The organism is Pedococcus sp. P2_E4, assembly GCF_056403935.1.
Genome location: NZ_JBFUEO010000006.1, coordinates 71837 through 84346, shown reverse-complemented (window position 1 = coordinate 84346; position 12510 = coordinate 71837). Strand labels below are relative to the sequence as shown.

At 70.1% G+C, this 12510-nt stretch carries 10 protein-coding genes; 7 read left to right on the top strand and 3 right to left on the bottom strand.

All coding sequences use genetic code 11. The annotated features are described in order from the left end of the window. Positions 1-30: 30 nt before the first annotated feature. The 4 genes from AC1DV7_RS05060 to AC1DV7_RS05045 are packed head-to-tail and all read left to right on the top strand — an operon-like array spanning position 31 to position 3738. Entirely contained in the window at positions 31-1176 is a 1146-nt protein-coding gene (locus AC1DV7_RS05060) for an acyl-CoA dehydrogenase family protein (protein WP_477595220.1), read from the top strand. Positions 1177-1189: 13 nt separating this feature from the next. Beyond that, positions 1190-1957 (top strand): SDR family oxidoreductase, encoded by a 768-nt coding sequence (locus tag AC1DV7_RS05055; protein WP_477595218.1) that lies wholly within the window; start codon positions 1190-1192, stop codon positions 1955-1957. After that, positions 1954-2745 (top strand): SDR family NAD(P)-dependent oxidoreductase, encoded by a 792-nt coding sequence (locus AC1DV7_RS05050; RefSeq protein WP_477595216.1) that lies wholly within the window; start codon positions 1954-1956, stop codon positions 2743-2745. Before AC1DV7_RS05055 ends, AC1DV7_RS05050 begins: the two co-directional genes overlap by 4 nt. Then, positions 2746-3738: an NADPH:quinone oxidoreductase family protein gene (locus AC1DV7_RS05045; protein ID WP_477595214.1), complete on the top strand. Its 993-nt coding sequence runs from the start codon at positions 2746-2748 to the stop codon at positions 3736-3738. A 53-nt stretch (positions 3739-3791) separates the two neighbouring features. On the opposite strand, the gene AC1DV7_RS05040 is transcribed toward AC1DV7_RS05045, so the two are convergent. The 3 genes from AC1DV7_RS05040 to fabG all read right to left on the bottom strand — a co-directional run bounded on the left by AC1DV7_RS05040 (position 3792) and on the right by fabG (position 5583). After that, entirely contained in the window at positions 3792-4280 is a 489-nt protein-coding gene (locus AC1DV7_RS05040) for an SRPBCC family protein (RefSeq protein WP_477595213.1), read from the bottom strand. After that, positions 4277-4693: an ArsR/SmtB family transcription factor gene (locus AC1DV7_RS05035; protein WP_477595211.1), complete on the bottom strand. Its 417-nt coding sequence runs from the start codon at positions 4691-4693 to the stop codon at positions 4277-4279. Before AC1DV7_RS05035 ends, AC1DV7_RS05040 begins: the two co-directional genes overlap by 4 nt. A 125-nt stretch (positions 4694-4818) precedes the next feature. Beyond that, positions 4819-5583, bottom strand: a complete 765-nt coding sequence (gene fabG / locus AC1DV7_RS05030) for a 3-oxoacyl-ACP reductase FabG (protein ID WP_477595209.1) — start codon at positions 5581-5583, stop codon at positions 4819-4821. A gap of 257 nt (positions 5584-5840) precedes the next feature. Here fabG and glgX point away from each other — a divergent pair, with 257 nt between their 5' ends. The 3 genes from glgX (at position 5841) to treZ (ending at position 12390) form a co-directional block, all read left to right on the top strand. Beyond that, entirely contained in the window at positions 5841-8006 is a 2166-nt protein-coding gene (glgX, locus tag AC1DV7_RS05025) for a glycogen debranching protein GlgX (RefSeq protein ID WP_477595207.1), read from the top strand. Positions 8007-8071: 65 nt separating this feature from the next. After that, positions 8072-10492 carry a malto-oligosyltrehalose synthase gene (treY, locus tag AC1DV7_RS05020; protein ID WP_477595205.1) on the top strand — a complete coding sequence of 807 codons (2421 nt, stop codon included), beginning with the start codon at positions 8072-8074 and terminating at the stop codon, positions 10490-10492. 14 nt (positions 10493-10506) lie between these two features. Further along, on the top strand, positions 10507-12390 hold the full coding sequence (gene treZ, locus AC1DV7_RS05015; protein WP_477595203.1) for a malto-oligosyltrehalose trehalohydrolase: 1884 nt from the start codon (positions 10507-10509) through the stop codon (positions 12388-12390). Positions 12391-12510: the final 120 nt, after the last annotated feature.

Here is a 12510-nt window from a genome sequence, read left to right as displayed (position 1 = left end):
ACCCCCAGAACGTGTCGCCAAGGAGAGCCCATGCCCCGGAACCTGTACGGCCCCGACCACGAGTCCTTCCGCAGCTCCGTCCAGGAGTTCGTGGAGCGGACCCTGAAGCCCCGTGCCGAGCAGATGCTCGAGGTCAAGTCGATCGACCGCGACATCTGGAAGGAAGCCGGCAAGCAGGGCCTGTTCGGGCTCGACATCCCCGAGGAGTTCGGCGGCGCCGGTGCGGACGACTACCGCTTCAACGCGATCGCGGCCGAGGTCGTCGCTGGGTTCAACTTCGCGGTCTCGAGCTGCTTCGGCATCCACTCCGACGTGTGCCCGCCCTACATCGTCGACCTCGGGACGCAGGAGCAGAAGGAGCGCTGGCTGCCGGGCATGGCCAACGGCGACCTCATCTGCGCCATCGCCATGACCGAGCCGTCCGGGGGCTCCGACCTCGCCGCCCTCAAGACCACGGCGGTCAGGGACGGCGACCACTGGGTGCTCAACGGCTCCAAGACCTTCATCACCAACGGCTACCAGGCCGACCTGGTGATCGTCGCGGCGCGGACCGACCCGTCCAAGGGCGCCAAGGGCATCACCTTGTTCATGGTCGAGGCCGGCATGGAGGGCTTCAGCCGCGGGCGCAAGCTCGACAAGGTGGGTCAGGAGGAGTCCGACACCGCCGAGCTGTTCTTCGACAACGTCATCGTGCCCGACGCCAACCGCCTCGGCGACGAGGGGCTGGGCTTCGTCGCGATGATGCAGCGCCTCCCGCAGGAGCGGGTCGGTGCCGCCGTCGCCAACACCGCCCACGCCTTCCAGATCCTGCGCGAGACGATCGACTACACCAAGGAGCGCAAGGCCTTCGGCCAGGCCATCGGCTCCTTCCAGCACAACAAGTTCAAGATCGCCGAGCTGCAGACCCGCCTCGAGGTCACCCAGGCCTACGTCGACGACTGCGTCGCGGCCCACGCCGAGGGCACCCTGACGCCGGTCGACGCCGCCAAGGCCAAGTGGTTCTCGGCCCAGGTGCAGAACGACGTCCTCGACGAGTGCGTCCAGCTCTACGGCGGCTACGGCTTCATGAACGAGTACCGCGTGGCCCGCGCCTGGCGCGACGCCCGCGTCTCGAAGATCTGGGCCGGCTCCAACGAGATCATGAAGGAACTCATCGGCCGCGACCTCGGTCTCTGAGCCGGCTGACCACATGGGAGCCACCGGCAAGCACGAGGGCGCCGTCGCCATCATCACCGGCGCCTCGCGGGGCATCGGGCTCGGGATCGCCGAGCGACTCGTGGCGGAAGGCGCACGGGTGGTCATCACCGCCCGCAAGCCCGAGGCCCTCGCCGAGGCCGTCGAGCACCTCGGCGGACCTGAGCACGCCTTGGGCGTCGCCGGCAACGCCGCCGACGAGGCACACCAGGACGAGGTGATCGCCGCCGCCCGCGAGACCTTCGGCGGGCTCGACTACCTGGTCAACAACACGGGGATCAACCCGTCCTACGGACCGATGCTGGAGACGCCGACCGAGGCGGTCCGCAAGATCCTCGACACCAACGTCGTCGCCGCGTTCTCGTGGACCAGCAAGGCCGTGGCGGCAGGGCTGGGCCGTGACGGCACGCCCGGCGCCGTCGTGAACGTCGCGTCCATCGCCGGCCTGGGTGCCACCGGGGTCATCGGCTGGTATGCCGTGAGCAAGGCGGCCCTGATCCACCTCACCGTGGAGCTGGGTTACCAGCTCGGACCCGCGGTGCGGGTCAACGCGGTCGCTCCGGCCATCGTCAAGACCCAGTTCGCAGGAGCGCTCTACGAGGGGCGCGAGGAGAAGGTTGCCTCGAGGTACCCCATGAAGCGACTCGGCGTCCCCGAGGACATCGCCGGCGCGGTTTCGTTCCTGCTGTCCCGCGACGCGGACTGGATCACCGGTCAGACCCTGGTCGTCGACGGAGGCGTCACGCTGGGTGGCGGGCTGTGAGCCTCGACCTCACCGGGCAGGGCGTCGTGGTCACGGGCGCCGGCCGGGGGATCGGCGCGGCCTTCGCCAAGGCCTTCGTCTCCCGTGGGGCGCGGGTCGTGGTCAACGACCTCGACCCTGAGACCGCCACCGCGACGGCTGCAGCCCTCGGTGCGGTGGCGATCCCGGGCGACGCATGCAGCGAGTCCGGAGTCACCGCGCTGGTTGAGGCGGCGCGTGCCGAGCTCGGACAGGTGGACGTGTTCTGCGCCAACGCCGGTGTCGCCCGCGGGGGCACCGAGGCGGTCGACGAGAAGGCGTGGGAGGTGTCGTGGAACGTCAACGTCATGGCCCACGTCCGCGCCGCGAGGCTTCTCGTCCCCGAGTGGCTCGAGCGCGGTGGTGGCACCTTCGTGACCACCGCCTCTGCCGCCGGCCTGCTCTCGATCCCCGGCGCGGCCCCCTATGCCGTGACCAAGCACGCCGCCGTCGCGTTCGCCGAGTGGCTGTCGATGACCTACGGCGCCAAGGGAATCCGTGTTCACGCGGTGTGCCCTCAGGGGGTCCGGACCGACATGCTGTGGAGCTCGGGCGCCGCAGGCCGCGCGCTCATGGAGCCGTCGGCGGTCGAGCCCGACCAGGTCGCCAAGGACCTGTTGGCGGCAATGGACGAGGGGCGCTTCCTCGTGCTGCCACACCCCGAGGTGGCCCAGATGTACGCCAACCGGGCGGCCGAGCCTGACCGCTGGCTCGCGGGGATGCGCAAGATGGCCGCGGCGCTGCCGCCGGTCACGATGGGGGTCGACTGAGTGAAGGCGTGGCAGGTCACGGCCCTCGGTGAGCCCGCCGAGGTCATGTCCCTCGTCGAAACCTCCCCACCCGAGGTCTCATCTGGCCTGATGCGGGTCCGCGTGCTGGCGACGGCGCTGAACTTCCCCGACGCCCTGATGATCCGGGGCCACTACCAGGTCCGCCCGGAACCCCCGTTCACGCCGGGCATCGAGGTGTGTGGCGAGGTCCTCGAGCTGGGCGACGGTCCGAACGGCGCCGGGCACCGTGTCGGTGACCGCGTCGTCGGCACCACAGCGGTCCCGGCGGGTGGGCTCGCCGAACAGTGCCTCATGCCGGTGGGCGGCGCCTTCGCCGCGCCGCCCGGCTGGACGGACGCGCAGGCGAGCTGCCTCACGATCGGCTACCAGACGGCATACGTCGGGTTGGTCCGGCGGGCGGCCATGCAGGCAGGGGAGACCTTGCTCGTCCACGCGGCAGCCGGTGGGGTGGGCACCGCAGCGGTCCAGCTCGGCAAGGCCCTCGGCGCCCGGGTGGTCGGGGTTGTGGGCGGCTCCGCCAAGGCGGAGGTCGCCCGGGCGGCGGGGGCCGATGTGGTGGTCGACCGCACGTCCGGTGACCTCGTCGCGAACCTCAAGGACGCGCTCGGTCGCGGAGGTGCTGACGTGGTGTTCGACCCCGTGGGTGGTCCCTCCTTCGACGCCTCGACCAAGGTGGTGGCGTTCGAGGGCCGGATCGTCGTGGTGGGGTTCACCAGTGGCGTCATCCCGGCGCCGCCGCTCGGGCACGCGCTGGTCAAGAACTACTCACTCGTCGGCCTGCACTGGGGGCTGTACCTGCAGAAGAACCCTTCTGTGGCTCTGGACGCCCATGCACGGCTGCTCGACCTTGCTGCGGAGCGCCGCATCGAACCCGTTGTCTCGCAAGAGGTCTCGTTCGAGGACGCGCCGGCCGCCCTCACCCGCGTCGCCGCGGGAGAGAGCACCGGTCGGGTCGTCGTCCTGGGCGCCTGACCCGCAGGCGCCCAGGCGCTGCGGTGCGTCGAGTGTCCGCCCGGCCTCGCGGCTCAGGCAGCCTGCAGGCGGGCCAGCAGCTCGTCGATGGCGTCGTACGACGACTGGAGCCCGCGCTCCATCCCGGATCCGACGACGAGGTCGACGGTCTCGGGGGAGTCGTACGTGCAGACGGCCCGCAACGTCGTCACGCCGCCCTCCTCGGTCAGGGTCGTCACGATGGTCGAGGGCTCGCTCTGCGGCATGTTGTCGAACTTCTCGGTGTGGACCATCCGGTGCGGCCGGTCCAGCTCGAGGTACTCGCCGGAGAACGAGACCTCGTGGCCGTCGCCGGTGACCTGTGCGAAGTGCCAGAGCCCGCCGACCCGCAGGTCGATCTCGCAGGTGGTCATGGTGCCGTGACCGGCGCCCCACCACTGGCGGACGTGCTCGGGCGTGGTCATGGCGTCGTAGACCAGGTCGGCCGGGGCGCTGAACTCGCGGGTGATGACGATGTCCGCACCCTCGGTGGTGACGGTGGCGCGGTGCGTGGCTGTGCTCATGACTTCTTCTCCTGTGTGCCTGGGCCCCTGCTCGGTGGGCCGCTCGGTGTCCGTGGGCTCGGTGTCCGTAGGCCCGGTGTCCGTGGGCCCGGTGCCTGGATCCTCGTGAGGTAGGCGTCGAGCTGGTCGAGGTTGGCCTCCCAGTGGCGGCGGTACTCGTCCAGCCAGGCGTTGGCGTTCTTCAGTGGCGTCGCCGTGATGCGGCAGTACTTGCGCTGCCCGTCGCGGCTCTTGGCGACCATCCCGGCTCGTTCGAGCACCGCCAGGTGCTTGGAGATGGCCGGCAGGGACATGGCGAACGGCTCGGCCAGCTCGGTCACCGTGGCGTCGCCGTCGGCGAGGCGCTCGAGGATCGCACGTCGCGTGGGGTCGGCCAGGGCGGCGAAGGTGGTGCTGAGCGGGTCATGCTCCATGCGGTCTGCCGTTCGCTTGTTAACCAATCGGTTTATTAACCGATAGGGAAACTATGAACCTGGCCGTGGGCTGTGTCAAGAGGTGTCGCGGCTGGAAGACGTCGAGGAACTCGCCGGTGCCGGTCTCAGTCGAGCGGGCCGCCGGCCACGTAGATGACCTGACCGGACACGAAGCCGGCCTCCTCCGAGCAGAGGAACGAGATGGTGGCCGCGATGTCCTCGGGCTGGCCGACCCGCTGGACGGGGATCTGCGAGGCCGAGTGCTTGATGAAGTCCTCGAAGGGCACGCCGATGCGCTCGGCCGTGGCCGCGGTCATGTCGGTCTGGATGAACCCGGGTGCCACGGCGTTGGCGGTGACGCCGAAGCGGCCGAGCTCGATCGCGAGGGTCTTGGTGAAGCCCTGCAGCCCAGCCTTCGCGGCCGAGTAGTTGGCCTGGCCGCGGTTGCCCTGGGCCGACGAGGAGGACAGGTTGACGATGCGGCCGTACTTCTCCTGGGACATGTACGCCTGGACGGCGCGGGTCATGAGGAACGAACCCCGCAGGTGCACGCCCATCACGGCGTCCCAGTCGTCCTCGGTCATCTTGAAGATGAGGTTGTCGCGGATGATGCCGGCGTTGTTGACGAGGATCGTCGGAGCCCCCAGCTCGTCGGCGACCCGCTGCACGGCCGCCTCGACCTGGTCGGCCTTGCTGACGTCGACGCCCACCGCGATGGCCCGACCGCCGGCGGACGTGATCGCCGCGACCGTGCCCGCGCAGGACGCCTCGTCGAGGTCGAGCACCGCGACGGCGTGCCCGTCCTTGGCGAGCCGCACGGCTGTGGCCGCGCCGATCCCGCGGGCGGCTCCGGTGACGATGGCGACGCGCTGGGTGCTGGTGCTGGACATCGGGACTCCTTGGTCGGGTCAGCTCGTGGGCCGGTGCGGTCCCATGGCGTGCGCGGTGGTGGGTCCCACCGGGGTGCGCAGTGGGGCCTCACCGCATGAGGTATGGCGGTGAGTGTACTAAGCGCTTGCTTACCCCGTGCGGTGGGCGTGGCGGTGAAAGGCCGCCGTGTCGTGCACAATGGGTCAGCTGGAGGCCGTCGACGTCCTTCTTCACACGGCCCCGGAAACCAGGGCTGCTCTCACGACGAAGGCGATGTATGGAAATCTGGCCCGGCAAGTCCTACCCCCTCGGCGCCACCTATGACGGCACTGGGGTGAACTTCGCGCTCTTCTCCGAGGTGGCCCAGAAGGTCGAGCTCTGCCTCATCGACGACGCAGGTGCCGAGACGCGCGTCGAGCTCCCCGAGGTCGACGGGTTCGTGTGGCACGCCTACCTGCCCGGCGTGCAGCCCGGTCAGCGCTACGGCTACCGCGTGCACGGGCCCTACAACCCCGCCGAGGGCCACCGGTGCAACCCCCACAAGCTGCTGCTCGACCCCTACGCCAAGGCGATCGACGGGCAGCCCGACGGCGACCAGTCGCTGTTCTCCTACGACTTCGACGCACCCAGCGAGGACCCCGAGAAGGCGAACGTCGAGGACAGCCTCGGCCACACGATGCTCTCGGTCGTCATCAACCCCTTCTTCGACTGGGGCCAGGACCGGTTGCCGCGGCACGAGTACCACAACACGGTCATCTACGAAGCCCACGTCAAGGGACTCACCGAGACCCACCCCGACATCCCCGAGGACATCCGCGGCACCTATGCCGGCATCGCGCATCCGGTGATCATCGACCACCTCAAGAAGCTCGGCATCACGGCCATCGAGCTGATGCCGGTGCACCAGTTCGTCAACGACTTCACCCTGCGCGACAAGGGTCTGTCGAACTACTGGGGCTACAACACGATCGGGTTCCTCGCGCCACACAACGGCTACGCGGCATACGGCACGCGCGGGGAGCAGGTGTCCGAGTTCAAGGGCATGGTCAAGGCGCTGCACGAGGCCGGCATCGAGGTCATCCTCGACGTGGTCTACAACCACACCGCCGAGGGCAACCAGCTCGGCCCCACCATCTGCTTCCGCGGCATCGACAACGCGGCCTACTACCGGCTGGTCGACGAGGACAAGGCGCACTACTACGACACCACGGGCACCGGCAACAGCCTGCTGATGCGGCACCCGCACGTGCTCCAGCTGATCATGGACTCGCTGCGCTACTGGGTGACCGAGATGCACGTCGACGGGTTCCGGTTCGACCTCGCGGCGACGCTGGCCCGCCAGTTCCACGAGGTCGACAAGCTGTCGGCGTTCTTCGACCTCGTCCAGCAGGACCCGGTGGTCAGCCAGGTCAAGCTCATCGCCGAGCCCTGGGACGTCGGCGACGGCGGCTACCAGGTCGGCAACTTCCCGCCGTTGTGGACCGAGTGGAACGGCAAGTACCGCGACACCGTCCGCGACTTCTGGCGTGGCGAGAGCGCGACCCTGGGCGAGTTCGCCTCCCGCCTCACCGGGTCGAGCGACCTCTACGAGCACAGCGGCCGCAAGCCGATCGCGTCGATCAACTTCGTCACAGCGCACGACGGCTTCACGTTGCGCGACCTGGTGTCCTACAACGAGAAGCACAACGACGCCAACGGCGAGGGCGGCAACGACGGCGAGAGCCACAACCGCTCGTGGAACTGTGGCGTCGAGGGTCCGACCAATGACCCCAAGGTCAATGCCCTGCGTCACCGACAGCAGCGCAACATGCTGGCCACCCTCCTGGTCTCGCAGGGTGTCCCGATGATCCTGCACGGCGACGAGCTCGGGCGCACCCAGGGCGGCAACAACAACGGCTACTGCCAGGACAACGAGATCTCGTGGATCGACTGGGACCTCGACCAGGACCAGCTCGACCTCATCTCCTTCACGCAGCGGCTCGTCGAGCTGCGGCGTGACCACCCCGTGTTCCGGCGCCGCCGGTTCTTCGCCGGCTCTGCCGACCACGGTGGCGAGAGCGCCGTCGGCGACATCGCGTGGTTCGAGCCGGGTGGCAACCACATGGACGAGGAGTCCTGGGCCAACGGCTATGCCCGCTCGATGATGGTCTTCCTCAACGGGCAGGCCATCCCGGAGCCGGACACCAGGGGCCAGCAGACGCTCGACGACCACTTCCTGGTCATCTTCAACGGCCACCACGAGGTGATGCCGTTCGTCCTGCCCAACAAGGAGTACGGCGACCGGTGGGTCACCGAGATCGACACGTCCGCCCAGGAGGTCGAGGCCAAGGAGTACAAGCCCGACTCCAAGGTCAAGGCGCAGGGGCGGAGCGTCGTGGTGCTGCGCTGCCCGCGGCCCCTTCCCGCCGGATCGCCCGCAGGAGCCGCAGCCGCACGACGATGAGCCAGAGGGAGGAGACAGGTATGCCGAACGGTCCAGTGCCGCATCGTCCGGGAACGGGTCGGGTGGTGCCGACCTCGACCTACCGACTCCAGATCCAGCCGGCGTTCACCTTCGAGGATGCCGGGGCGCAAGCGGACTACCTTGCGGCGCTTGGGGTTTCGCACGCCTACCTGTCGCCGGTCCTGCAGCCCGGCCCCGGTTCGGCGCACGGGTACGACGTCGTGAGCCACGAGTTCCTCAACGAGGAGGCCGGGGGAGCGGCCGGGTTCGACGCCTTGGCCACGGCCCTGCGTGGGGCCGGCTTGGGCACGGTCGTGGACGTCGTGCCCAACCACATGACCACGCCGACCCCGGCGTCGCTCAACCACCCGTGGTGGTCGCTGCTGCGCTTCGGGCCGGACTCGGACCACGCGCACTGGTTCGACGTCGACTGGGACGCGGAAGACGGCCGTGTCCTGCTGCCGGTGCTCGGACAACCGCTCGAGGACGTGGTGGCCGCGCAGGAGCTGTCCCTGGCGGCCGACGGGGGACCTCACGGTGACGAGCCGGTGCTCCACTACTACGACCACGTGTTCCCCGTGCGTCCCGGGACGGAGGGGCTGCCGATCCCGGAGCTCGTCGAGGCCCAGTCCTACCGCCTGTGCGACTGGCGTCAGGGGACCACCCGGCTCAACTACCGCCGGTTCTTCGACGTGACGACGCTGGCCGCTGTGCGCGTCGAGGAGCCCGACGTCTTCGACCACACCCATCGGCTCCTGCTCGAGGAGTTCCGCGCCGGCACGATCGACGGGTTCCGCATCGACCACCCCGACGGCCTTGCCGACCCCGCCGGCTACCTCGCGCGGCTCGCGGACGCCACGGGCGACGCCTGGGTCGTCGCCGAGAAGGTCCTCGAGGGCCAGGAGCAGCTCCCCGAGGACTGGCGGTGCGCCGGGAGCACGGGCTACGACACCCTGCTGCGCGTGCAGCAGGTCTTCGTGGACCCGGCCGCAGAGCAGCCCCTCACCGACCTGCTGACCGAGCTCGTGGGTGAGCACCAGGACCTTGTTGCGATGGTGCAGGCCGCCAAGGAGCAGGTCGTCGCGCAGGTGCAGATCGCCGAGGTCAACCGGCTGATGCGCCTGCTCGCACGGATCGTGCCCGACGAGGACCAAGCCGCTCTGCGCCGCGGCCTCGGGGCGCTGCTCGTCGCCATGGACCGCTACCGCGCCTACCTGTCGCCGGGGCAGGACGCCGATCACGCCCAGCTCCAGGTGCTCGCTCACGCGGAGGCGCGGGCCGCCGCGGCCGCCGACGATGCCGACCAGGACGCGATCGGGATCGTCGCCCTCCTGGCCGAGGGAACGCCTCTCGACGAGCTCGACGACGACGCCGAGGCCGCCCACCGCGAGTTCATGGTGCGTTTCCAGCAGACCTGCGGTCCCGTGATGGCCAAGGGCATCGAGGACACCGCGTTCTACCGTTACGCCCGACTCACGGGGCTCAACGAGGTGGGCGGCGACCCCGGCCACCTCGGGCTCGACCCCGCCGAGCTGCACGCCTTCGCCGAGCGACAGCTCGCGCACTGGCCCACGACCATGACGACGCTCTCGACCCACGACACCAAGCGGTCCGAGGACGTCCGGGCCCGCCTGTCGGTGATCTCCGAGCTGCCGGTCGAGTGGGCCGCCTGGGTGGCGACGGCGCGCGAGCTGCTGGCCGACCACCGCGGCGAGCTGGTGGACGCCCGCACGGAGTACCTCCTGCTGCAGACCGCGGTCGGGGCCTGGCCGATCACCGAGGACCGCCTCCAGGCGTACGCCACCAAGGCGACTCGCGAGGCGAAGGACCGCACGACCTGGACCGACCCCGACGAGGCGTACGAGACCGCCGTCGCCCGGGTCGTCTCCGCGCTCACGACCGACCCCGCCCTGGCTGCGCACCTCGATGCCTGGGTCGACCGGGCGGCTGCGGCGGCTCGCGTCAACACCCTCGGCCAGAAGCTGCTCCAGCTCGTGCTGCCTGGGGTGCCCGACGTCTACCAGGGCACCGAGCTGGTCGACCTGTCGCTCGTCGACCCGGACAACCGGCGGCCCGTGGACTACGCACCCCGACTCGAGCGGCTCGCGCGCCTCGACTCCGGCGAGCCCGCCCGAGACCTCGACGACGAGAAGCTCCTGGTCACCTCGCGGGTGCTTCGGCTGCGCCGCGAGCACCCCGAGTGGTTCACCGGCCCCGACGCGACGTATGCCGCGGTGCCAGCCTCGAGCGCACACGCCGTCGCCGTGGCGCGGGGCGACGCCGACAGGCCCGAGGTCATCGCCGTCGTGACCCGCCTCAGCGAGTCGCTGGCGTCCGCGGGTGGCTGGGGTGAGCACACGGTCGCCGTGCCCGAGGGGACCTGGCGCGACCTGCTCACCGGTCGCGAGGTCGAGTCCGCCGACGGCCGGGTCGGCCTCGGAGCGCTGTTGGGTGTGCTGCCGGTCGCAGTGCTCGCGCGGACATGACAGTCTTGCCCGCGATGACCACGCACCAACCACAACTGCATGCCGGACCGGAGCTCACCGTCTGGGCGCCCGACGCTACCCGCGTCGAGGTCGAGTGGTCCCTGGCAGACGCCAGTGCGGAGCGTGACGACATGGAGCCCAAGGGCGACGGCTGGTGGCGCTGGCAGGCACCACCGGCCGAACCCGAGCTCGACGGGGAGTCGGGCACGGCGGCATACCCGTCCTTGGACTATGGCTTCCGCCTCGACGGGGGTGACGTCACCCCGGACCCCCGCTCCGCGTGGCAACCGTATGGCGTGCACGGCGAGAGCCGCTGGTTCGACCACCGGCTGTACCCCTGGCGCGATGCCACGTGGGCCGGAGCGCAGCTGGGCGAGGGCGTCCTCGGCGGTGTCGTCTACGAGCTGCACGTGGGCACCTTCACGCCCGAGGGCACGCTCGACGCGGCCCAGGGACGGCTCGACCACCTGGTCGGGCTCGGCGTCGACGTCGTCGAGCTGATGCCCGTCGCCTCCTGGCCGGGACGGTGGAACTGGGGCTACGACGGCGTCGGTCCGTGGGCGGTGGACGACCAGTACGGCGGTCCGGTGGCATTGCAGCGGTTCGTCGATGCGTGTCACGCCCGGGGCCTGGCGGTGTGCCTCGATGTGGTCTACAACCACCTCGGACCCGTCGGCAACTACCTGTCCCGGTTCGGGCCGTACTTCTCCGACCGGCACCCGACGCCCTGGGGTCCGGGGATCAACCTCGATGGGGACGGCAGCTTCCACGTCCGCCGGTGGGTCATCGACAACGCCCTGCGCTGGTTCGGCGACTTCCACGTCGACGCGCTGCGCCTCGATGCCGTCCACGAGCTGCACGACGACTCTGACCGGCACCTGCTGGCCGAGCTCGCCACCGAGGTTGCGGCCCTGTCGGTCCGCCTCGGCCGGCCGCTGGAGCTCCTTGCCGAGAGCGACCTGAACGACCCCAGCATGGTCACCCCGACCAGCAAGGGAGGCCGTGGCATGGACGCGCAGTGGGACGACGACCTCCACCACGCCCTGCACGTGACGTTGACCGGCGAGCAGCAGGGGTACTACGCCGACTTTGCGGGACGCAACCGCGCCCTGCCCGACGGCGGTCCGTTGGCGGTCCTCGCCAAGACCCTGACCCGGGCGTTCCTGCACGACGGCACGTGGTCCAGCTTCCGCGAGTCCGACTGGGGTGCCCCGGTCGACCGCAAGGCCACGGACGGGCGCCGCTTCCTGGGCTACCTGCAGACGCACGACCAGGTCGGCAACCGGGCCAGAGGCGAGCGGATCAGCGCGCTGCTCGAGCCGGGGGAGCAGGCCATCGGGGCCGCGCTCTACCTGACCTCCGCCTTCACGCCGATGGTGTTCATGGGTGAGGAGTGGGGCGCGACGACGCCGTTCCAGTTCTTCACCGACTTCGACGACCCCGAGATGCGGGCGGCCGTCACCGAGGGTCGTCGTCGTGAGTTCGCCACCCACGGACTGGCCTGGGACGACGTGCCCGACCCGCAGGACGAGGCGACGTTCCTGCGTTCGCGGATCGACTGGGCCGAGCCGCGCAAGCCGCACCACGCACGGATGCTCCGCTGGTACCACGACCTGATCGCCTTGCGGCGCAACGAGTTCCAGCTCACCGATGGTCGTCTCGACCTGGTCGAGGTGGACTTCGACGAAGCCGCCAGCTGGCTGGTCATGCGTCGAGGCGACCTGCGTACCGTGTGCAACTTCGACGGCTCGCGGTGGACGGTGCCCCTCGACGCGTCCCCGCTCGAGGTGGTGCTGGCGTGGGAGCCGGGGCAGACCCGCATCCAGAACCGCGGCCTGCACCTGCCACCGCAGAGCGTCGCCATCGTCCGCATCGATGCCGATCGCGGGATGGGCTGACGCCGGACGCCTTCGGCGCCTGTTCGGTGGCCTGGCTTTCGAGGGGTATGGCGGGTCGTCGTCATTCGCCGTCTGTCCACAGGGGCGGTCGTTGGCCGGTTGGCTGTTCACAGGTGGGCG

Excerpts from the sequence above, each read along its gene's own strand:
- treZ (WP_477595203.1), top strand. The coding sequence starts at position 10,507 with ATGACCACGCACCAACCACAACTGCATGCCGGACCGGAGCTCACCGTC.
- AC1DV7_RS05060 (WP_477595220.1), top strand. The coding sequence starts at position 31 with ATGCCCCGGAACCTGTACGGCCCCGACCACGAGTCCTTCCGCAGCTCC.
- AC1DV7_RS05040 (WP_477595213.1), bottom strand. The coding sequence starts at position 4,280 with ATGAGCACAGCCACGCACCGCGCCACCGTCACCACCGAGGGTGCGGAC.
- fabG (WP_477595209.1), bottom strand. The coding sequence starts at position 5,583 with ATGTCCAGCACCAGCACCCAGCGCGTCGCCATCGTCACCGGAGCCGCC.
- AC1DV7_RS05055 (WP_477595218.1), top strand. The coding sequence starts at position 1,190 with ATGGGAGCCACCGGCAAGCACGAGGGCGCCGTCGCCATCATCACCGGC.
- glgX (WP_477595207.1), top strand. The coding sequence starts at position 5,841 with ATGGAAATCTGGCCCGGCAAGTCCTACCCCCTCGGCGCCACCTATGAC.
- AC1DV7_RS05035 (WP_477595211.1), bottom strand. The coding sequence starts at position 4,693 with ATGGAGCATGACCCGCTCAGCACCACCTTCGCCGCCCTGGCCGACCCC.